Here is a 19,080-nt window from a genome sequence, read left to right as displayed (position 1 = left end):
GCGACAGCTCGCCGGGCGGGCTGCCGCCGGCGACGCGCGCGGCGACGAACAGGATCAGGACGATGATCAGCAGGGTCAGCGCCGCGCCGAACGCCCGGATCTTCATGTTCGGCTGCGGATAGCGGACGTAGTTCCAGACGTACAGCGGCAGGCTGATCTGCTGCCCGCTGAACGGGTCCACGTTCCGGGCGGGCGTGAAGCCGGCGGTGAGCAGCACCGGCGAGGTCTCGCCGACCGCGCGCGCCATGCCCAGCAGGATGGCGGTGGTCAGGCCGGAGCGCGCGGTGGGCAGCACTACGTTCCACACCGTGCGCCACTGGCTGGCGCCCAGCGCGTAGGACGCCTCGCGCAGCGTGTTCGGCACCACCCGGATCACCACCTCGGCGGCGCGGGTGACGATCGGCATCATCATCACGGTGAGCGCCAGCGACGCGGCGAACCCGCTGCGGTCGTAGCCCAGCGTCAGGATCAGCGAGCCGAGGATGAACAGGCCGGCCACGATCGAGGGCAGCGCGGTCATGGCCTCGACCACGGTGCGCACCGGCCGGGCCAGCCGCCCCCCGACCTCGGACATGAACACCGCGGCGGCGATGCCCAGCGGCACCGCGAACAGCGTGGCCAGGCTCAGCTGCTCCAGCGACCCGATGATCGCGTGCAGGATCCCGCCGCTGTCCAGGCCGTCCAGCGGGCCGGTCCGCTGCATGTCGGTGGTCAGGAAGTTGCGGTGGGCCAGTGCCGGGGCGCCGCGCCAGGCGACGAAGCCGATCAGGTCCGCCAGCACCCCGATCACCAGCAGGCCGGCACCGGTGAACACGGCGGTGGCGAGCTTCTCGCGGACGTGCCGGGCCTCCCACTGGGTGCGGGCGATGCCCCAGTACAGGACCAGGAAGACGGCGTACCAGCACAGCCAGAAGCCCAGCACGCCGGAGAACGGCAGGATCCGCTCGTACAGCAGCCAGACCAGCCCGAGCGCGCCGGCCCCGGCGCCGGCCAGGGTGCCGAGGTCGGCGGCGGTCGGGCCGCCGGGCCGGAGCACGACCTGGCCGGTCCCGGCGTCGACGTGGGGGACGCCGGGGCCGGGGGCCGGGGCGGGGGAGATCACGGTCTCGGTGGCGGTGGAAGCCATGGCGGCGTCAGACCCCTCACTCGTTGGTCGCGGCGCCGGAGCGCGAACGGGAGATGACCGCGGCCGCGGCCATGTTGACCAGCAGCGTGACCAGGAACAGCACCAGCCCGGCGGCCATCAGCGCGGACAGCGCCACCTTGTCGGACTCGCCGTAGCGCAGGGCGATCAGCGAGGAGATGGAGTTGCCGCCGGCCTGGAGCGGGTGCGTGGTGATCGCGAACACCGGCGTGATGAGCATCGCGACCGCGATGGTCTCGCCCATCGCCCGGCCGAAGCCGAGCATCACCGCGCCGATGACGCCGCCCTTGCCGAACGGCAGCACGACGGTGCGCACCATGCCCCAGCGGGTCGAGCCCAGGGCGTAGGCGCCCTCCCGCTCCCCGGTCGGGGCCTGGGAGAACACCTCGCGGGACAGCGAGCAGATGATCGGGATCACCATCAGCGCCACCACCACCCCGGCGATGAACGCCGACTGGGTGAAGGACGCGGCGCTCTGCTCGTTGCGCACCTTCAGGAACGGCAGCACCCCGCCCAGGTGGCTGGACAGCCAGGCCTCGAACCCGACGATCCGCTGGGTGAGGAACAGCATGCCCCAGAGCCCGTAGACGATGCTCGGGACCGCCGCCATCAGGTCGATCAGGGAGATCAGGGTGCGGCGCAGGCCCGACGGCGCGTACTCCGAGATGTAGATCGCCGCGCTCAGTGCCACCGGCACCGCGATGAGCAGGGCGATGCAGGCGATGATGATGCCGTCCAGCAGCGCCGCGCCGACGCCGAACCGGTGCGTCGCGGTCTGCCACCGCTGCTCGGTCAGGAACGACCAGCCGGTGACGTGCAGGGCCTGCGCGCCCCGGATCGCCAGGAACAGCGCGATCAGGCCCATGATGGCGAACACCGACAGGCCGGCGGCCCGGAAGCCCGCGCGGAAGATCCGGTCCCCGCGCGAGACGCCGGCGACGATCCGGATCGGGGTCTGGTCGTCCGGGTCCGGGGCCGGAGCCCCGCCGGCGGCCGGGACCGACGGCGGGGACGGCGGTCCGAAGATCTCGTCGACGAGCGCTCCGGCGCCCGGGTTCATGGTGGACACCGGACTCACTTCCCGAAGCGGCGCGTGGGGCGCGGCCGCACCGATCGGAGGCGGGCGCCGAGCCCGCCGGGGGCGGACAGCAGCAGGCCCGCGGGGCCGGCGGCGACCAGCACCACGCCGATCACCAGCAGCGTCGGCAGCAGGTACCGGGCCGGGCCGGCGGTGTCCGGGGCCGCGGCGCCCACCGCGGCGGCGGCCGGCGCGGTGGATCCGGCCAGCGAGCGGGTGGTGCCGCTGCTCGGGACGCCGGCCGCGCCCTTGGACGAGGAGCTGCCGGTCGCCGAGCCGGCCGGCGCGGCGGTGGTCCCGCCGGTGTTGCCGTTGCCGTTGCCGCCGTTGTTGTTGTTGATGGTGCTGGTGATCTGGTACACGGTGGTCTTGCCGTTGCTGACGACGGTCACCGGGGTGGAGACCACGGTGCCGGAGGTGGTCGGGACCCCGGTCACGCCGCCGGTCGGCACCGGGCCGGTGGCGGTCACGGTGACCGTCGGCCCGCCGCCCGGAACGCCCTGGCGGATCTTGGTGATCGCCGCCCCGGCCTGCTTGGCCTGGTCGGCGGTGATGGCGGCGTAGCCCGGCGCGAGTTCCCCGGGCGCGGTGCCGGCCATCTGGCCGCTGCGGTTGTCGGTCACCGAGGCCAGGAAGTCCGCGATCTTGGTGGCCTTCGCGGCCGCGACGCCGGAGGTCGGCGCCATCGCGTAGGCCGGGAGGGTGAGCGGGTAGGCGGCGGCGTCACCGGTGTAGGCGGTGTGCGCGGTGCCCCACGGCAGCGACTGGGTGCCGGTGGCCGTGTCGGTCACGTAGTCCTGGGCCGCGGCGGTCATCGCCGGCACGGTCGGGGCGACGTAGGCGCCGGTGCCGTTGGGCAGGGCCGCGGTCGGCAGGCTGAAGGCGGCGGCCCGGCCGGTGTCCATCACCGCGAGCAGGCCGCGCGAGCCGATCACCTCGGCGTTGCACTTGGCGTGGGTGTTGTTGACGAAGTCCGGGCTCTGGCAGGTCGCGGTGTTCTGGATCAGGTGCCGCACGACGTCGTCGAGCCCGGACTGGATCGGGTTCCACTCGTAACTCTTCAACCGGCCGTAGTCCCGGTTGGACCCCTTCGGGTCGATCGGGGTGCCGTCGAAGCTGGTGGGCGGGCCGCTGGCGTCCTGCGGGATGAAGCTGTCGATCGGGAACGGGTAGGCCGAGGTCTTGTAGTAGGCGTCGACGTGCATGCCCCACTGGTCCGCGGCGCCGCCCAGGAACGCCGCGGCGTCGGGGTCGGCGGCGATCCAGGCGGTGAGCTGGTGCACCAGGTCGCTCTTGCCGCCGGCCACCACCGGCAGCGTGCTCATGGCGTCCACGTCCTGGCAGGACGGCCAGGTGAAGCCGTTCGCTGGGTTCAGCGCGAGGAACTCCGGGTCCTTGAACAGGCACTGCGGGTTGCCCGCCACCGAGGCGATGTCGACCTGCTGGCTGGGCAGGTGCTCGGTGTCGTAGGACTGGGTCAGCAGCTTGGCGACCAGCCGGGCGTTCAGCTTCATCCCGGTGATCGGCAGGTTGGTGCCCGGATCGTCGACGTAGTAGGCGATCGCGATCCCGGTGTTGCCGACCGGGACGTAGGTGTAGGGCTTGGCGCTGCTCGCCGCCGGATCCGCCGGGCGCGAGGTGAAGGCCACGTCCGCCCCGGGCTGGCCGGCCAGGAAGTCGTCCCGGGCGGACGGCTCGGTCAGGGTGGTGCTGTCGATGACGTTGACCGGGTTGCTCCCGGACAGGCAGGCGCCGACCACCCACTGGGTCAGGGCCCGGTCCAGCATCGGCATGCCCTCGCTGAGCACGTCGGTCGCGGCGGCGGTGCACGCGCCGGGGACCGGGGCGAAGGAGATCGGGATAACGGTGCGGTAGTTCCACGCGCACTGCTCGCCGCTGCCGAAGTCGAAGTTGTCGATGCCGCCGATCACGCCGCCGGTGGCCTCGCCGCCGGCGTAGGCGTCGTTCGCGTGGTCGGAGCAGTCCGGCGACCCGTCGGAGGTGTCGTAGCCCAGGGAGTCGCCGCCGTAGAGCGGCTCGACGACGACCGAGCACGGGTGGCCGACGTCGCAGGCCATCGACGGGCTCTCGTTCGCCGTGTAGACCTCCAGGTCCATGGCGCCGGAGCCGTCGGCGTGGGTGACGGCGGCGCGCTGGTTGCCCGGGAAGTCCGGGATGGTCAGGCCGGTGTCCTGGTTCGCCTGCAGGAAGCCCTTGGCCGGGTCCTGGCCGTAGTGGGTCGACCCGTAGCAGTCGGTGATCTTCGGCTGGGTGCCGCGGCACTGGTAGACGATCACCGGGTAGATGACGTTCTGCCAGCCGATGCCGCCGATGTTGACGACCGGGCCGGTGCTCGGGGTGAACCCGGTCCAGGAGATGTGGACCACCTGGTCGGTGAGGTTCTGCGTCTGGGAGACGCTCACCGTGCCGTGGTCGCCGAAGGTCTGGGTGGCCGGGTCCCACTTCTGGGGGCCGGCGACGGTGACCGACGAGGAGTCGGCGTGCGCGACGGCCGTGGTGTGCGCACCCGGAGGCAGCAGCACCAGGGCGGTCATGAAGCTGACCGTCCAGGCGAGCACGGCCGCGCCGTAGACCATCAGGCCTCGACGGCGCCGGACTCCCGGTTCACGGGGCGACATGGAAAAAACCTCCGGGAGTCAAGAATCAGGGGACGCATAAATTCGGCCGTCCGCAGGCGACGAGGAGCCGACCTGGGCCCGGCCAAGGCGGAAACGCTGGCCGACCGCGAGTCGCGGCGGGGGCCGGCGGCGGGGCCGGAGCGGGTGCGGACGCCGACGCGGCGGGGAACGCGGGCCGGCCGCGAGCGGCGGTGCGGGGCTGGTGACCCGGTTCGGCCGTCGCGGCCGGCGGCGTGCCGGTGCCGACGTTGGTGCTGGTACTGGTGCTGGTGCCGGCGTTGGTGCTGATGCCGGTGCCCACGCTGGTGCTGGTGCCGGTTGCGGTGCCGATGCCGGTACCGGCGTTGGCCCTGGAGCCGACGCTGGTACCGGAACCGGAACCGGAACCGGAGCCGAGGCCGGAGCCGAGCTGCTGCCAGTACCGGCGCTGGTACCGGCGTCGGTCCTGGCGCTGCTGCTGAAGCCGATGCCGGCACGGGTACGGATGCCGGTACCGGCCTCCCGGCGGGAGCCGACGGCGGCGGCCGCCGATGATGATGATGGTGCCGCCGCCGCCGGCCGTCAGCCGGTGGATCGCGCCGCGGGGTGCCGCGGCGCGACCGGATCAGGCCGCCGGGGTGAAGGCGACGTTCAGGGTGCCGACGGCCTGGCCGGCGGTGAAGAACGAGGTGCCCAGGGCCTTGTCCAGGTAGGCCGCGCCGGCGGCGTCGACCGCGGCGTCGCCGGTCAGGGTCTGCGGCGTGACGCCGACCCCGCTGCCCACGACGTTGTCCGACAGGTCGAACAGCGCGACCGGGGTGGTGCCGCCGTCCGGCACCGCGGTCAGGGCCTGGGTGTCGCCGCCGAAGGAGACCTGGTGGAAGCAGACCACCTTGCCGGTGAAGCCGTCGGCGAACAGCAGGCCGCCGCCGAGGGTGATGGTGCCGTAGAAGCGGGGCAGGACGGCGTTGCCGCCGGTCACCGGGAAGGTGGCGGTGGCACCGGAGGTGCTGTCGTAGGAGCCGGTGGCAGTGGGCAGCGGCACCGCCGCGATCCCGGACTGGAGGGCCTGGGTCAGGAAGGCGTTGGTGGCGACGAGCGCGACGCTGCCGGAGGCCGGGGTGCCGGTGGCGCTGGCGGCCGGCAGGGCGAAGGCGGTGGCGGCCAGGGCGGTGGCGGCGGCGAGGGAGCGCACGGCGGTGCGGTTCATTGCTGACTCCTTGGAGGTTCTTGCGTTGGCGGGCGGACTATTTCTCAGGGGAAGAAGGGCCGGGCCCGCCGGCTCGTCCGTGGACGCTCCGACGGGCCCGGTCGTCAAGCGCGGATCAGGTCACTGCGATCCGTGGGGCGACGGGCTCACTTGCCGCCGGTACGGGTACCGCAGCCGGCGCCCAGCGAGTGGAAGCCGTAGTCGGTGATCAAGGTGCCGCTGCTCTTGCACAGCCAGCCGTTGGCCGAGGAGCGGTCGAACAGGGCCTTCAGGCGCGGGCCCTCGGTGGCGTCGGACCAGTCGGCCTGGCGCACGACGTGGTAGACGTTGCGGGAGTAGGTCAGCGACAGGGACGAGTTCCAGTCCTGGCTCGCGGTCAGGATCTGGGCGGTGCCGTCCAGCGAGCGCTGGGCGTCCAGCGAGCCGGGGAGGTCGTTGCCGCCGCCCTTGCTCTTGTAGACCTGGCCGACGTAGTGGCTCAGGGAGTAGGGGAAGATCGCGTCGGGGTTGCTGGTGAACGCGGCGTCGGTGCCCTCGTTCTCCTCCGGCGTGGCGGTCTGCCAGCACGGCTCGGTGGTCGCGGTGATGCCGAGCGCGCTCAGGAAGAACGACCGGGTGCCGGAGCTGGCCTGCGGCAGGTAGACCTTGATCGTCGCGGTCGACGCGGTCGGGTTCGAGGGCAGGCTGTTCCAGGTGGTGTAGGTGCAGTTGTAGATGCCCTTGAGCTCCGCGCTGGTCAGGTTCGACGGCGCGTGGCCGCCGGTGTAGGCCGACCAGCCCACGGCGTCCGTCGCGAAGGCGATGAACCAGTCGTCGCTGCCGGTCTGCGGGCCGCGCGAGGAGCGGGCGACGTCCACCGTGCTGTGGGTGTTGCCGTTCAGCGCGGTGATGCCGGCGCCGGAGCCGTTCGGGCGGGCGATCGTGGAGGCGCCGGACTTCGGCGTGATGTTGCCGGCCGGGGTCGCGTCCCAGCTGTAGTACTTCGAGGTCGGGCTGGTCGCGTTGTACGCGGCCGACAGACCGTTGTCGAACGCCTGGATGGTGTCCGAACCGACCGACACGATGTCGGACGCGGCCGGGGTGGTGCCGACCGGCGGGTCGGCCGAGGCCGGGCCGACGGTGGCCGCGACGGCGGCCAGGCTGGCCACGGCGGCAGCCGAGGACAGGGCGAGCTTGCGGGTGACAGAGCGCATTGCATTCCTCCTGCAAGGGGGACTGGTCCTTGCGGGTTCGAGATTTGCCGAACCGCGCCGCCGCGACCAGAGGGACCCGGGGTCGGCGGCCGGCCGCGCCGAGCCCCCGGAAACGGTTGCGGCGCAGGTGGAGGCCGATGTGCGAGCTCTGTAACAGAAAGCGGCGACACCTCGCGTGCTTCCGGCAGTGGCGCTGCGGTACTGCCTTCGGGGTTCCGCGTTCACCTGCCGCCAGAGCCCGGGGGGCTGGCGCACAGTGGCGAAGCGCCGCCGCCATGGGAGGCGGCGGCAGGACGTTAACGTCCTGTCCGGGCAGGCTTCAGGGGGTATTCCCTAAGGGGGAGCAGTATCACAGACCACCGATTCGCTTGGCCAGGACGAGCGATTGAGGGTGCGGCGGCCCGCGTCGGGAAACGCCGAAAAGCCCGCGGGCGCCACTGATCCGCCGCGGGCCGGGCGCCGGTTCCCCGGACGCCGAACCTCGATCGCGGTGGACCCCGGCTCAGAACCGGGGGATCAGTGTGCCGACAGGCTGTTCGTTCTCCGACACGACTCTTACCGCACCCGGCGGGCGAAGCCCGCCAAGGCACTGACGAACCCCGAAGCCCCGCCCCGGCACTGATCCGGTCGCAGGTACCCCCGCGCACTGCGGGCGACCACCAGCCCCGCCGCGCCGACCCGCCCCAGGCGTCCGACCCGCCCGACCCGGCCGGTGCTGCGCGCCGGCAGGGTCGCCGTCCACCACCAGTCCGGTCCGGGCCCGTCGCGGCTCAGACGGATGCTCAAATCGGCCCGGTCGGCCACCAGTTCCCGCCAGGCCGCCGTGAGCGCCTCGTCGCTCCGGTAGGCCCCGGCCGAACGGGCCAGCGGACGGCCGTTCGCCGCCATCAGCACCCACGTCAGATCGCCGCCGTCCGCCGCGCGGACCACCAGAGCCGCCGGCACTCAGGCCTCGGAGGCCAGCAGGGCCAGGAACTTGGCGACGGCTATCTGGCAGGTGGCGTAGCGCTCGTAGGAGCGGATCGAGCGGGCCAGCGGGGTGCCGCCCGGTGATTGCAGGACCCAGGTCCAGCCCGTCCCGTCCTTGACGTGGCTGATCCGCGCCGAAAGGTTCGGTGCGTCCTTGCGCAGCCGCGAGTACGCGCGCCGAGCTTCCTCAGCACCGGAGTAGGCCGGGGCCGAGATGGCCACGATCCGTCCGTTGCTCGCCTTGGCCCGCCAGCGGTAGCGCCCGTTCTCCGCCCGGTCCACCAGCACTCGCCCGCTCTCGTCCCGAACAGTGTCCACGGCATTCCGCCCAACACTCGAGATCTTTAATTGCTGTTGCCTCGAGCGATCAATCTAGGCGCCGGGAGTGACCGGCGAGACCGGAAACGTCCGACGACGGGCGTTTGTTCGCCTATCCGTTCCGCCTTAGTCGTCAACGGGGCCGGATTTGCTGTCAGTACCCTGAATCGTGGACCCTCCCGACGCAGTCCCCTGCGACCGCTTGAGCGCTTCAGGAGCCTGGCTCGAGCCCACTGCAAACCACAGTTTCCGAGCGTGGGATTCCACGCCCGGGTTCGCCGTGCCGAACGACTTCCACATCCGGGCACGCAGTGTGCGCGGGCCGGCGCGCTGTGCGTCCGGCCCGCTCCGGCGGCGGGCATCCCGGCGGCACCCCGGGCACAATTCGTCCGATCAGGTGGGAGACCGCGGCCCCCGACGCGTCTAGGCTGGGGTGATCCAACATCCCGCTAGATCGGAGGCCCACGTGCGGATCACGGTGATCGGCACCGGCTACCTCGGCGTGACCCACGCCGCGTGCCTGGCCGAGCTCGGCTTCGAAGTGATGGCCCTGGACGTCGACACCGAGAAGGTGGCCGCGCTCGCGTCCGGCCGAGTGCCGTTCTACGAGCCCGGGCTGGAGGAACTGCTCGGCGAGCAGCTGGCGGCCGGCCGGCTGGCCTTCACCACCGACTACGAGGAGCTGGCGGCCTGGGCCGGTCCGGGCGCCGTGCACTTCGTCTGCGTCGGCACCCCGCAGCAGCGCGGCGAGTACGCCGCCGACCTGACCTACATCGACTCCGCGTTCGACAGCCTGGCCCGCGCGGTCGCCCCGCACGGCCCCTGCCTGCTGGTCGGCAAGTCGACGGTGCCGGTCGGCACCGCCGGCCGGCTCGCGACCCGGATCGCCGAGCTCGCCCCGGAGGCCGAGCTGGCCTGGAATCCGGAGTTCCTGCGCGAGGGCTTCGCGGTGCAGGACACCCTGCGGCCGGACCGGCTGGTCATCGGCGTCCGCTCCGAGGCCGCCGAGCGGCGGCTGCGCGAGGTCTACGCCCGGCTGCTGGCCGCCGAGGTGCCGCTGGTGGTCACCGACTTCTCGACCTCGGAGCTGGTCAAGGTCTCGGCCAACTCCTTCCTGGCGGTGAAGATCTCCTTCATCAACGCCATGGCCGAGGTCTGCGAGGCGGCCGGCGCCGACGTGATGCAGCTGGCCGAGGCGCTGTCCCACGACCCGCGGATCGGCGGCCGGTACCTGGTCCCGGGCCTGGGCTTCGGCGGCGGCTGCCTGCCCAAGGACATCCGGGCGTTCATGGCCCGGGCCGGCGAGCTCGGCGTGGACCAGGCGCTGGCCTTCCTGAAGGAGGTCGACGCCATCAACATGCGGCGCCGGGCCCGCACCGTGGACCTGGCCCGCGAGCAGTGCGACGGCTCGCTGCTGGGCAAGCGGGTGGCGGTCTGGGGCGCGGCCTTCAAGCCGAACTCCGACGACATCCGCGACTCCCCGGCGCTGAACGTGGCCGCGTCGATACACCTGCAGGGCGCGCAGGTCACCGTCTACGACCCGAAGGCCACCGACAACGCGCGCAAGATGTTCCCGACGCTGACCTACGCCGACTCGGCGCTGGAGGCGGCGCACCACGCCGACGTGATCCTGCACCTGACCGAGTGGCAGGAGTTCCGCGACCTGGACCCGGCCGTGGTCGCCGGCCACGTGCGCGACACCCGGGTGATCGACAGCCGCAACGCGCTGGACGCCGCCAAGTGGCGCGCGGCCGGCTGGACCTACCGGGCGCTCGGGCGTCCGTAGCGGCGGTGGGCGGGCGGTGAGGCGGCGGGCGGGCGGCGCCCCGGCTACGGGCGGGTAACGGCGCGCCCACGCCGGAGGCGGTCGGGCCCGCGCCGCGGCGCCCCGGCCCGCCGGGGGCTACTCGATCAACGGCGGGCCGGCATCGGCGGCCCGCCGTTCTTTACAGGTCTTTCACCCGGATTCCGGCTGTTAAGACATCCGAGCATTCCCACGACGGCCTTGGGAAACTTGCCCGCCGTAGAGTTATGAACAGCGGGCAACTGAACACCTCACAACAGGGCGGGTTCCCTATGACCAAGCAGGTTGAGAAGGTCGACCGGGTCATCATCCGTTTCGCCGGGGACTCCGGCGACGGGATGCAGCTCACCGGCGACCGGTTCACCTCGGAGACCGCGGCGTTCGGCAACGACCTGTCGACGCTGCCCGACTTCCCCGCCGAGATCCGGGCGCCGGCCGGGACCCTGCCCGGCGTCTCCGCCTTCCAGCTGCACTTCGCCGACCACGACATCCTCACCCCGGGCGACGCCCCGGACGTGCTGGTGGCGATGAACCCGGCGGCGCTCAAGGCGAACCTGAAGGACGTCCCGCGCGGCGGCACGATCATCGTCAACACCGACGAGTTCACGCCGCGGGCCCTGGCCAAGGTCGGCTACGCCGCCGACCCGCTGGAGGACGGCTCGCTGGACGGCTACAAGGTGCACAAGGTCGCGCTGACCGCCCAGACGGTGAAGGTGCTGGAGGGGTACGACATCTCCCGCAAGGACGCCGAGCGGGCCAAGAACATGTACTCGCTGGGCCTGCTGTCCTGGCTCTACCACCGGCCCACCGAGGCCACCGTGGCGTTCCTGGAGAAGAAGTTCGCCAAGAAGCCGGAGATCGCGGCCGCGAACGTCGCGGCGTTCCGGGCCGGCTGGAACTACGGCGAGACCACCGAGGACTTCGTCGTCTCCTACGAGATCGCCCCGGCCCCGATGCCCAAGGGCACCTACCGGAACATCCACGGGAACCTGGCGCTGGCCTACGGCCTGATCGCGGCCGGCCACCAGAGCGGGCTGCCGCTGTTCCTCGGCGCCTACCCGATCACCCCGGCCTCGGACATCCTGCACGAGCTGAGCAAGCACAAGAACCACGGGGTGCGGACCTTCCAGGCCGAGGACGAGATCGCCGGCATCGGGGCGGCGCTGGGCGCCAGCTTCGGCGGGGCGCTGGGCGTCACCACCACCTCCGGCCCCGGCATCGCGCTGAAGGGCGAGACCATCGGCCTGGCGGTGAGCCTGGAGCTGCCGCTGGTGATCTGCGACATCCAGCGCGGCGGCCCGAGCACCGGGCTGCCGACCAAGACCGAGCAGTCGGACCTGCTGCTGGCCATGTTCGGCCGCAACGGCGAGGCGCCGGTGCCGATCGTGGCGCCGCGCTCGCCGGCCGACTGCTTCGACGCGGCGCTGGAGGCGGCGCGGATCGCCGTCACCTACCGGACCCCGGTGTTCCTGCTCTCCGACGGCTACCTGGCCAACGGCTCGGAGCCGTGGCGGATCCCGGACGTCGCCGACCTGCCGGTGATCGCGCCGGACTTCGCGGCCGGGCCGAACAAGGTGCTGGAGGACGGGTCGGAGGTGTTCTGGCCGTTCCTGCGCGACCCGCGGACGCTGGCCCGGCCCTGGGCGGTGCCCGGCACCCCGGGCCTGGAGCACCGGATCGGCGGCATCGAGAAGCAGGACGGCACCGGCAACATCTCCTACGACCCGGCGAACCACGACCTGATGGTGCGCACCCGGGCCGCCAAGATCGCCGGTATCGACGTGCCGGATCTGGAGGTGGACGACCCCTCGGGCGCGGCGAAGGTGCTGGTCCTGGGCTGGGGCTCGACCTACGGCCCGATCCAGGCCGCCTGCCGGCGCGTGCGCCGGGAGGGGAATCCGGTCGCGCACGCGCATCTGCGCCATCTGAACCCGTTCCCGGCCAATCTGGGGCGCATACTGAAGGAGTACGACAGAGTGCTCGTGCCCGAGATGAACCTCGGGCAGCTCTCGATGCTCGTCCGCGCCCGCTACCTGGTGGACGCGGTCGGTTACAACCAGGTGCGCGGCCTGCCGTTCAAGGCGGCCGAGCTGGCCGGAGTGATCACAAACCTGATCGGCACCGACGCGGTTGAAGGGGTGGGGGTCTAAAGATGCCGGAACTGCTCAAACTGACGACGAAGGACTTCAAGACCGACCAGGAGGTCCGCTGGTGCCCCGGCTGCGGGGACTACGCGATCCTGGCGGCGGTCCAGGGCTTCATGCCCTCTCTGGGGATCAAGCGCGAGGACATCGTCTTCGTCTCCGGGATCGGCTGCTCCTCCCGGTTCCCGTACTACATGAACACCTACGGGATGCACTCGATCCACGGCCGGGCCCCGGCGATCGCCACCGGCCTGTCGGCCTCCCGGCCCGACCTGTCGGTCTGGGTGGTCACCGGGGACGGCGACGCGCTGTCCATCGGCGGCAACCATCTGATCCACGCGCTGCGCCGGAACGTCAATCTGAAGATCCTGCTGTTCAACAACCGGATCTACGGGCTGACCAAGGGCCAGTACTCGCCGACCAGCGAACAGGGGAAGATCACCAAGTCCACGCCGTACGGCTCGCTGGACGCGCCGTTCAACCCGGTGTCGCTGGCCCTCGGCGCCGAGGCCACCTTCGTGGCCCGCACCATCGACTCCGACCGCAAGCACCTGACCTCGGTGCTGCAGGCCGCGGCCGAGCACGAGGGCACGGCGCTGATCGAGATCTATCAGAACTGCAACATCTTCAACGACGGCGCGTTCGAACATCTGAAGGACAACGGGGTCCGGGACCGGCACCTGATCCGGCTGGAGCACGGGCAGCCGATCACCTTCGGCGCCGAGGACGAGCGCTACGGGATCGTGCGGCTGCCGGACGCCACCTTGCGGGCGGTGCCGCTGGCCGAGGCCGGGGACGCGGTGCTGGTGCACGACGCCCACGCCGCCGAGCCGGACCTGGCCTTCGCGCTGTCCCGGCTGCCGGACCCGACCACGCTGTCGCCGACGCCGATCGGGGTGTTCCGCTCGGTGCGCCGCCCGACGTACGACAAGCTGATGAGCGAGCAGCTCGACGACGCCGCCCGGCGGCTCGGCTCGGGCAAGCTGGCCGAGCTGATCGCCGGGTCCGACACCTGGACCATCGGCTGAGACTTCGGCGACACCGGCGGCGCCGGCTCCCCCGGGCGGCGCAGTCCGGCCACCGGTTCGCGACGGGTCCACGGCCCAGGTCGCACCCGGGAAACTCATGATCGCGAACGCCCCTCCCGCAGCTCGGGACGGGGCGTTCGCGCCGACGCAAACGAAATGCAAACGCCTTCGCGGTGGTTCGTCCCATCTGGGAGGTGATAGGACAGACACTCGGCATGGGCATAGGGACCATGTTGGACCCGGACTCCAGCCGAGATGAGGCAGCACGCGATGAGCGGTACCAGCACGGCCCGGCCCAAGCCACCGGTCGCGGCCCCGGGGGCGCTGGCGGCGGACGTCAACCTGCCGGAGTCGCTCGGCTACCGGGTGAAGAAGCGGATCCTGGGCAAGCCGCTGGTCAACGACGAGCTGCACGGGGAGAAGCTCTCCAACCCGACCGCGCTCGGGATCATGGGCATCGACATGATCTCCTCGTCGTCGTACGGCTCCGAGCAGATGCTGACCCAGCTCATCCCGTACTTCGGGGTGCTGGGGTTCATGCTCCTGATGCCGATCACCGGCGTGATCCTGGGCATGCTGATCCTGCTCACCTTCTGCTACCGCGACGTGGTCTCGGTCTACACCAAGGCCGGCGGCTCCTACGTGGTGGCGCGGGACAACTTCGGCCCGCGGATCGCGCAGATCGCCGCGGTCGCGCTGATGATCGACTACATCGTGACGGTCGCGGTCCAGGTCTCGGCTGGTACCGACGCCATCGCCTCCTATCTGGCGATCAGCTTCCAGAAGGACATCTCCAGCGAGAAGCTCTGGATCACCGTCGCCGTGGTGCTGCTGCTGTGCTACGGCAACCTGCGCGGGGTGAAGGAGGCCGGCAAGCTGTTCGCCACGCCGGCGTACATCTACATCGTGCTGGTCGGCGGCACCCTGCTGCTGGGCCTGGGCCAGCTGCTGACCGGGAACCTGAGCCACGCCACCAACGCCCACGACACCAACTACGGGGGCGTGGTGCCGATCGGCACCCACACCGAGTGGGCGCTGACCGCCGGGGCCGTGCTGTGGCTGCTGCGCGGGTTCGCCAACGGCGGGTCGTCGCTGACCGGGCTGGAGGCGGTGTCCAACGGGATCTCGGTGTTCAGGAAGCCGACCGGGCGCAACGCCCGGGTCACGCTGACCACGATGTCGGTCATCCTGGGCTGCCTGGTGCTCGGGGTGTCGATCATGGCGTGGCAGATGAAGACCTATCCGTACTCCGACGGGGCGCCCACCGTCCTGGCCCAGATCACCCATCTGATCTGGGGCAACAACGTGTTCGGGACGGCGATGATCACGGTGGTGCAGATCGCCACCGCGCTGATCCTGTACACCGGGGGCAACACCTCCTTCAGCGGCTTCCCGTTCCTGGTCTCCTACGTCGCCGAGGACTCCTTCCTGCCGCGCCAGCTGCGGACCCGCGGGCACCGCCTGGCGTTCTCCAACGGGATCATCGTCCTGACCATCCTGTCGCTGGTGCTGATCGTCGCCATGGGCGGCAACCTGACCAAGCTGGTCTCGCTCTACGCCATCGGGGTGTTCACCGGCTTCGTGATGGCCGCCGCCGGGCTGTTCAAGTACCACTGGGTCCGGGACGAGCCGGCCCGGGCCTGGAAGCTGTTCGTGAACGGCTCGGCCTTCGTCTGCTCGCTGGCGGTCGTGCTGATCTTCGCCGTCACCAAGTTCACCGAGGGCGCCTGGCTGGTCGTGGTGGTCTTCCCGCCGGCGGTGTGGGGCCTGATCCAGCTCAACCGGCGCTACCGCCGGGAGTCCGAGGCGCTGGCCAACACCCCGGCCTCGGCCTCGCTGCCGACCCGCACCCAGACCTCGATCCTGGTCCTGGTCGACTCGGTCGACCTGGCCGTGGTCAAGACCCTGCGCTACGCCCGCTCGCTGCGCCCCACGGAGATCCGCGCGGTGCACCTGATGGTCGACAACGTCTACGCCGAGCAGCTGCGCCGGCAGTGGGACGCCTCGCAGGCCGCCGACATCCCACTGGAGATCATCGAGGTCCCGGACCGCCGGATCCGCCGCGCCTCGATGGAACTGGCGGCGCGCGAGGCCGCCGAGGGCTTCGAGGTGACCGCCCTGCTCCCCCGCCGCACCTACTCCCCGATCGTCGGCCGCCTGCTCCACGACCGCACCGCCGACCGCCTGGCCGAGGTGCTGTCCACGCTGCCGCACGTGGTGGCCACCATCGTCCCCTTCGACGTGGTCGAGGCGATCGAGGAACTGGAGGCGGTGGAGAAGGGCCACAAGGCCAGGCCCAAGGAGGGCGACGACGTCGCGGCCAAGCCCCGCAGCACCAAGAAGATGCTCCTCGACGCCGAATGCGCCGGCGCCCCGGACCGCGACCCCAGCACCCCGATGCAGGTCCGCCCGATCGGCGCGGTCCGCTGGCGCGAACGCGCAGCGGTCGAGGGCCGAGTCCGCTCGGTGTCGGTCAGCCCGGTGAAGGGCTCCCCGGCGCTGGAGGCGGAACTCTACGACGCCTCCGGCGGCATCACCCTGGTGTTCTACGGCCGACGCTCCATCCCCGGCATCGAGCCGGGGGCGAAGATGCGCGTCGAGGGCATGATCGGCGAGATGGAGGGGCACCTGGCGATGGCCAACCCGACGTACAAGTTGCTGCCTCGGGAGGGGCAGGACGAGGAGGGGTAGGCGGGGCGGGGTGGGGGCGGGGCGCTGGGGCAGTGATGGTTGTGGCGGTGAGCGGTGAGCGGTGTGGCAGTAGTGAGGGCTTTGGCGGTGTAAGGAGTCCTTTCCTGAGACAGCCATGACAGAGCCCGGTCTCATCTCTATTCTCATCGCATGGGAGATGGCGGGAGTGCCGCCGAGCGGCGCCTTGGGGTGGGTTTCGGGATAGCCGCGTACGGCATCTGGGGCTTGTTCCCCCTCTACTGGCCGCTGCTCAAGCCGGCCGGGGCCGGGGAGATCCTCGCGCATCGCATGGCGTGGTCGCTGTTGGGGGTGACGGTCGTCCTCGCGGTGCGTCGGGTGCCGGTGGGCGCGACGCGCTGGGGGTGGATCCGCGATGTGCTCGGGCAGCCGCGCAAGCTGCTGTTGCTGGCCGGGGCCGCGACGGTCATCTCCGTGAACTGGTTCGTCTACATCTGGTCGGTCAACCACGGCCACACCGTCGACACCGCGTTCGGCTACTTCATCAATCCGCTGGTCACGGTCCTGTTCGGGGTGCTCCTGCTGCGTGAGCAGCTCCGGCGGGTGCAGTGGGTCGCGGTCGGTATCGGCGCGGTCGCCGTCCTGGTGCTGGCCGTCGGGTACGGCAAGCTGCCCTGGATCGCGCTGGTCCTGGCCGCCAGCTTCGGCACCTACGGCCTGCTCAAGAAGATCGCCGCGGTCCCGGCCGCCGAGTCGATGGCGGTCGAGACGGCCATGCAGTTCGTTCCGGCGCTGGCCTATCTCGTGTGGTTGCAGAGCCAGGGCACGCTGGCCTTCGGGCACCACGGCGCCGGCAACACGTCGTTGCTGATGCTCGCCGGGCCGGTCACCGTCGGACCGCTGATCTGCTTCGCCGCCGCGGCCAACCGGCTGCCGCTGTCCGTGGTCGGGCTGTTGCAGTTCCTCGCGCCGATCCTGCAGTTCATCATCGGCGTGACGGTGCAGCACGAGCCGGTGCCCGCGACGCGGCTGGCTGGGTTCCTCATCGTCTGGGCGGCGCTGGCTGTGCTGACCGTGGACGCTCTGCGCGGGGCGCGGCGGCCCCGGCCTGCGGGAGCGGCTGGCGGTGCCTCCGGGGGGCCGGACAGCGCCCTGACGCAGGCGTCCACGTCGGCCTGAGACTGACACGAAACAACGCGCCGGTCCCCAAGGGGATCGGCGCGTCGGCGGAGTCACGCTATGTGCGGGGTCACACCATCCGCGAAATCACCACGTCGCACAGTCCGCGCAGGGCCTCCTTGGCCGCCACGTCGGGCAGCGGGTCCAGCACGTCCCGCGCCTTCTGCGCGTAGCCGCGCACCACGTCCCGCGCCTCCTCCATGCTCGGATGCGCCCGCAGCAGGGCCAGCGCCTCCTCGAAGGCGGCGTCGTCGCCGGCCAGGTCGGTCCGCAGCAGCTCCTGGAGCCGGGCCGTGGCCGGGTCGCCGGCGGGGTCCTTGGCCAGCGCGATCAGCATCGGCAGGGTGTGGACGCCCTCGCGCAGGTCGGTGCCGGGGGTCTTGCCGGACTGCTCGGACTCCGAGGCGATGTCGAGCAGGTCGTCCGAGAGCTGGAAGGCCACGCCCAGGTGCTCGCCGAACTCGGCCAGTATCTCCACGTCCGCCGCCGGGCAGCCGGCGAACAGCGCGCCGAACCGGTTCGAGGCGGCGATCAGCGAGCCGGTCTTGCCCGCCAGCACCTCCAGGTGGTGCGTCACCGGATGCTGACCGCCGGCCGGGCCGACCGACTCCGAGATCTGCCCGCTGACCAGCCGCTCGAACGTCTCGGCCTGGATCCGCACAGCCTGCGGCCCGAGCTCGGCCAGCAACGTCGACGCCCGGGCGAACAAGAAGTCGCCGGACAGGATCGCCAGCGAGTTGTCCCACCGCTGGTTCGCCGAGGCCACACCGCGCCGCAGCGACGCCTCGTCCATGACGTCGTCGTGGTAGAGGGTGGCCAGGTGGGTCAGCTCCACCACCACCGCCGACTCCACGATGCCCGGGGCGGTGTTGTCCCCGAACTGCGCCGCCAGCAGCACCAGCAACGGTCGGAACCGCTTACCGCCGGCCTGGGCCAGATGCGACGTTATCTCGCTGATGTAGGGATACGGGCTGCTGGTCGAGGCGAGCAGCAGCTCCTCCACCCGGACCAGCCCGTCCTTGACGGCCACGGCCAGGGCCTCGTCCTGCACGGCGATGCCGAACGGACCCGAGCCCAGGCCCAGCGAGTCGTGGGGGGCGGGGGTCAGCGTGCCGGGAGTACTCACTGCGGCGGCCTTCCAGGTCGGGGCGGTGGCGGTCGTGGGAGCTTGCGGGCCTTGCGGTGCGGTTTCAGGTCGCGGTCGTTCGGTCACAGGTGCTTCACATGTTCGTTCCTAGGTTATCCGGCGGCACTTTCGCGATTCAGGCGCCCCGGCCGGTCAACGTTCGAGGGGGTGTCCGGTTCTCCCGAAACCAGAAAATCACGCGGTGGGGGTTGGTGCCCGGTGGAGGGGGGCGACACCCTGGGGAGGAGGTGAGGAGGTGAGGAGGTGAGGGGGTGAGGGGGTGAGGGGGTGAGGGGGAGGGGTGATCTTCCTGGAGGGCTAGTCGGAGAAGCTAGGAGACAGTCAAAGGCAAGTCAAAAGCTTTGGTGAAAAGCTAAAGGCAGGCGCCTCCGGCGAGGGCCTCTGATCCCTCGGAGAACTGGCGCCAGCTCCATAGGGTGGTCTGGTCAGTCTCTGCGCTGGCGGTTGGTGAGGTGGGGGTTTGTTCCCCTCACTCACGTCGGCAGCCCTACGGGTACAGCACCGCCGCCCAGGTATCAAGTCCATGCCGGAACCTTGTTGTTCTAGCGCTGCGGTTGCGCTTGCATGAACTTGACACCTGGTCGGCGGTACTGTAGGCA

At 71.2% G+C, this 19,080-nt stretch carries 14 protein-coding genes; 6 read left to right on the top strand and 8 right to left on the bottom strand.

Annotation, left to right across the window (positions count from 1 at the left end; all coding sequences use genetic code 11):
- From pstA to ABD481_RS45440, 3 genes are all read right to left on the bottom strand, one after another.
- Positions 1-1,126, bottom strand: a 1,126-nt coding sequence (pstA, locus tag ABD481_RS45450) for a phosphate ABC transporter permease PstA (RefSeq protein ID WP_344672167.1), incomplete at its 3' end; no start/stop codon positions are given.
- A 16-nt stretch (positions 1,127-1,142) separates the two neighbouring features.
- Positions 1,143-2,204, bottom strand: a complete 1,062-nt coding sequence (gene pstC / locus ABD481_RS45445; RefSeq protein ID WP_344672168.1) for a phosphate ABC transporter permease subunit PstC — start codon at positions 2,202-2,204, stop codon at positions 1,143-1,145.
- A gap of 14 nt (positions 2,205-2,218) precedes the next feature.
- Positions 2,219-4,861 (bottom strand): hypothetical protein, encoded by a 2,643-nt coding sequence (locus tag ABD481_RS45440; protein WP_344672166.1) that lies wholly within the window; start codon positions 4,859-4,861, stop codon positions 2,219-2,221.
- 239 nt (positions 4,862-5,100) lie between these two features.
- Here ABD481_RS45440 and ABD481_RS45435 point away from each other — a divergent pair, with 239 nt between their 5' ends.
- Positions 5,101-5,322: a hypothetical protein gene (locus tag ABD481_RS45435; RefSeq protein ID WP_344672165.1), complete on the top strand. Its 222-nt coding sequence runs from the start codon at positions 5,101-5,103 to the stop codon at positions 5,320-5,322.
- A 143-nt stretch (positions 5,323-5,465) separates the two neighbouring features.
- On the opposite strand, the gene ABD481_RS45430 is transcribed toward ABD481_RS45435, so the two are convergent.
- The 4 genes from ABD481_RS45430 to ABD481_RS45415 all read right to left on the bottom strand — a co-directional run bounded on the left by ABD481_RS45430 (position 5,466) and on the right by ABD481_RS45415 (position 8,530).
- A complete protein-coding gene (locus ABD481_RS45430; RefSeq protein WP_344672164.1) occupies positions 5,466-6,050 on the bottom strand; it encodes a hypothetical protein in 585 nt (194 codons plus the stop codon).
- A 146-nt stretch (positions 6,051-6,196) separates the two neighbouring features.
- A complete protein-coding gene (locus tag ABD481_RS45425) occupies positions 6,197-7,243 on the bottom strand; it encodes a substrate-binding domain-containing protein (RefSeq protein WP_344672163.1) in 1,047 nt (348 codons plus the stop codon).
- 555 nt (positions 7,244-7,798) lie between these two features.
- A complete protein-coding gene (locus tag ABD481_RS45420; RefSeq protein ID WP_344672162.1) occupies positions 7,799-8,188 on the bottom strand; it encodes a hypothetical protein in 390 nt (129 codons plus the stop codon).
- Positions 8,189-8,530: a DUF1508 domain-containing protein gene (locus ABD481_RS45415; protein WP_344672161.1), complete on the bottom strand. Its 342-nt coding sequence runs from the start codon at positions 8,528-8,530 to the stop codon at positions 8,189-8,191. It abuts the gene before it with no gap.
- Between the two features lie 466 nt (positions 8,531-8,996).
- Between ABD481_RS45415 and ABD481_RS45410 the strand changes: the two genes are divergently transcribed.
- The 5 genes from ABD481_RS45410 (at position 8,997) to rarD (ending at position 17,334) form a co-directional block, all read left to right on the top strand.
- A complete protein-coding gene (locus tag ABD481_RS45410; RefSeq protein ID WP_344672160.1) occupies positions 8,997-10,316 on the top strand; it encodes a UDP-glucose dehydrogenase family protein in 1,320 nt (439 codons plus the stop codon).
- Between the two features lie 290 nt (positions 10,317-10,606).
- Positions 10,607-12,484 (top strand): 2-oxoacid:acceptor oxidoreductase subunit alpha, encoded by a 1,878-nt coding sequence (locus ABD481_RS45405; RefSeq protein WP_344672159.1) that lies wholly within the window; start codon positions 10,607-10,609, stop codon positions 12,482-12,484.
- A gap of 2 nt (positions 12,485-12,486) precedes the next feature.
- On the top strand, positions 12,487-13,506 hold the full coding sequence (locus ABD481_RS45400) for a 2-oxoacid:ferredoxin oxidoreductase subunit beta (RefSeq protein WP_344672158.1): 1,020 nt from the start codon (positions 12,487-12,489) through the stop codon (positions 13,504-13,506).
- Between the two features lie 270 nt (positions 13,507-13,776).
- Entirely contained in the window at positions 13,777-16,197 is a 2,421-nt protein-coding gene (locus ABD481_RS45395) for an amino acid permease (protein ID WP_344672157.1), read from the top strand.
- A gap of 150 nt (positions 16,198-16,347) precedes the next feature.
- A complete protein-coding gene (gene rarD, locus ABD481_RS45390) occupies positions 16,348-17,334 on the top strand; it encodes an EamA family transporter RarD (protein ID WP_344672156.1) in 987 nt (328 codons plus the stop codon).
- 70 nt (positions 17,335-17,404) lie between these two features.
- Here the strand turns inward: rarD and ABD481_RS45385 are convergent, their stop codons facing one another.
- Entirely contained in the window at positions 17,405-18,460 is a 1,056-nt protein-coding gene (locus tag ABD481_RS45385) for a polyprenyl synthetase family protein (RefSeq protein ID WP_344672155.1), read from the bottom strand.
- Positions 18,461-19,080: the final 620 nt, after the last annotated feature.

This window comes from Catenulispora yoronensis, from assembly GCF_039531695.1.
Lineage (GTDB): Bacteria > Actinomycetota > Actinomycetes > Streptomycetales > Catenulisporaceae > Catenulispora > Catenulispora yoronensis.
The sequence above is the reverse complement of the archived record's forward strand: the minus strand, read 5'-3'. Positions and strand labels throughout refer to the sequence as shown.

Excerpts from the sequence above, each read along its gene's own strand:
- pstC (WP_344672168.1), bottom strand. The coding sequence starts at position 2,204 with ATGAACCCGGGCGCCGGAGCGCTCGTCGACGAGATCTTCGGACCGCCG.
- ABD481_RS45440 (WP_344672166.1), bottom strand. The coding sequence starts at position 4,861 with ATGTCGCCCCGTGAACCGGGAGTCCGGCGCCGTCGAGGCCTGATGGTC.
- ABD481_RS45430 (WP_344672164.1), bottom strand. The coding sequence starts at position 6,050 with ATGAACCGCACCGCCGTGCGCTCCCTCGCCGCCGCCACCGCCCTGGCC.
- ABD481_RS45425 (WP_344672163.1), bottom strand. The coding sequence starts at position 7,243 with ATGCGCTCTGTCACCCGCAAGCTCGCCCTGTCCTCGGCTGCCGCCGTG.
- ABD481_RS45405 (WP_344672159.1), top strand. The coding sequence starts at position 10,607 with ATGACCAAGCAGGTTGAGAAGGTCGACCGGGTCATCATCCGTTTCGCC.
- ABD481_RS45400 (WP_344672158.1), top strand. The coding sequence starts at position 12,487 with ATGCCGGAACTGCTCAAACTGACGACGAAGGACTTCAAGACCGACCAG.
- ABD481_RS45395 (WP_344672157.1), top strand. The coding sequence starts at position 13,777 with ATGAGCGGTACCAGCACGGCCCGGCCCAAGCCACCGGTCGCGGCCCCG.
- rarD (WP_344672156.1), top strand. The coding sequence starts at position 16,348 with ATGGGAGATGGCGGGAGTGCCGCCGAGCGGCGCCTTGGGGTGGGTTTC.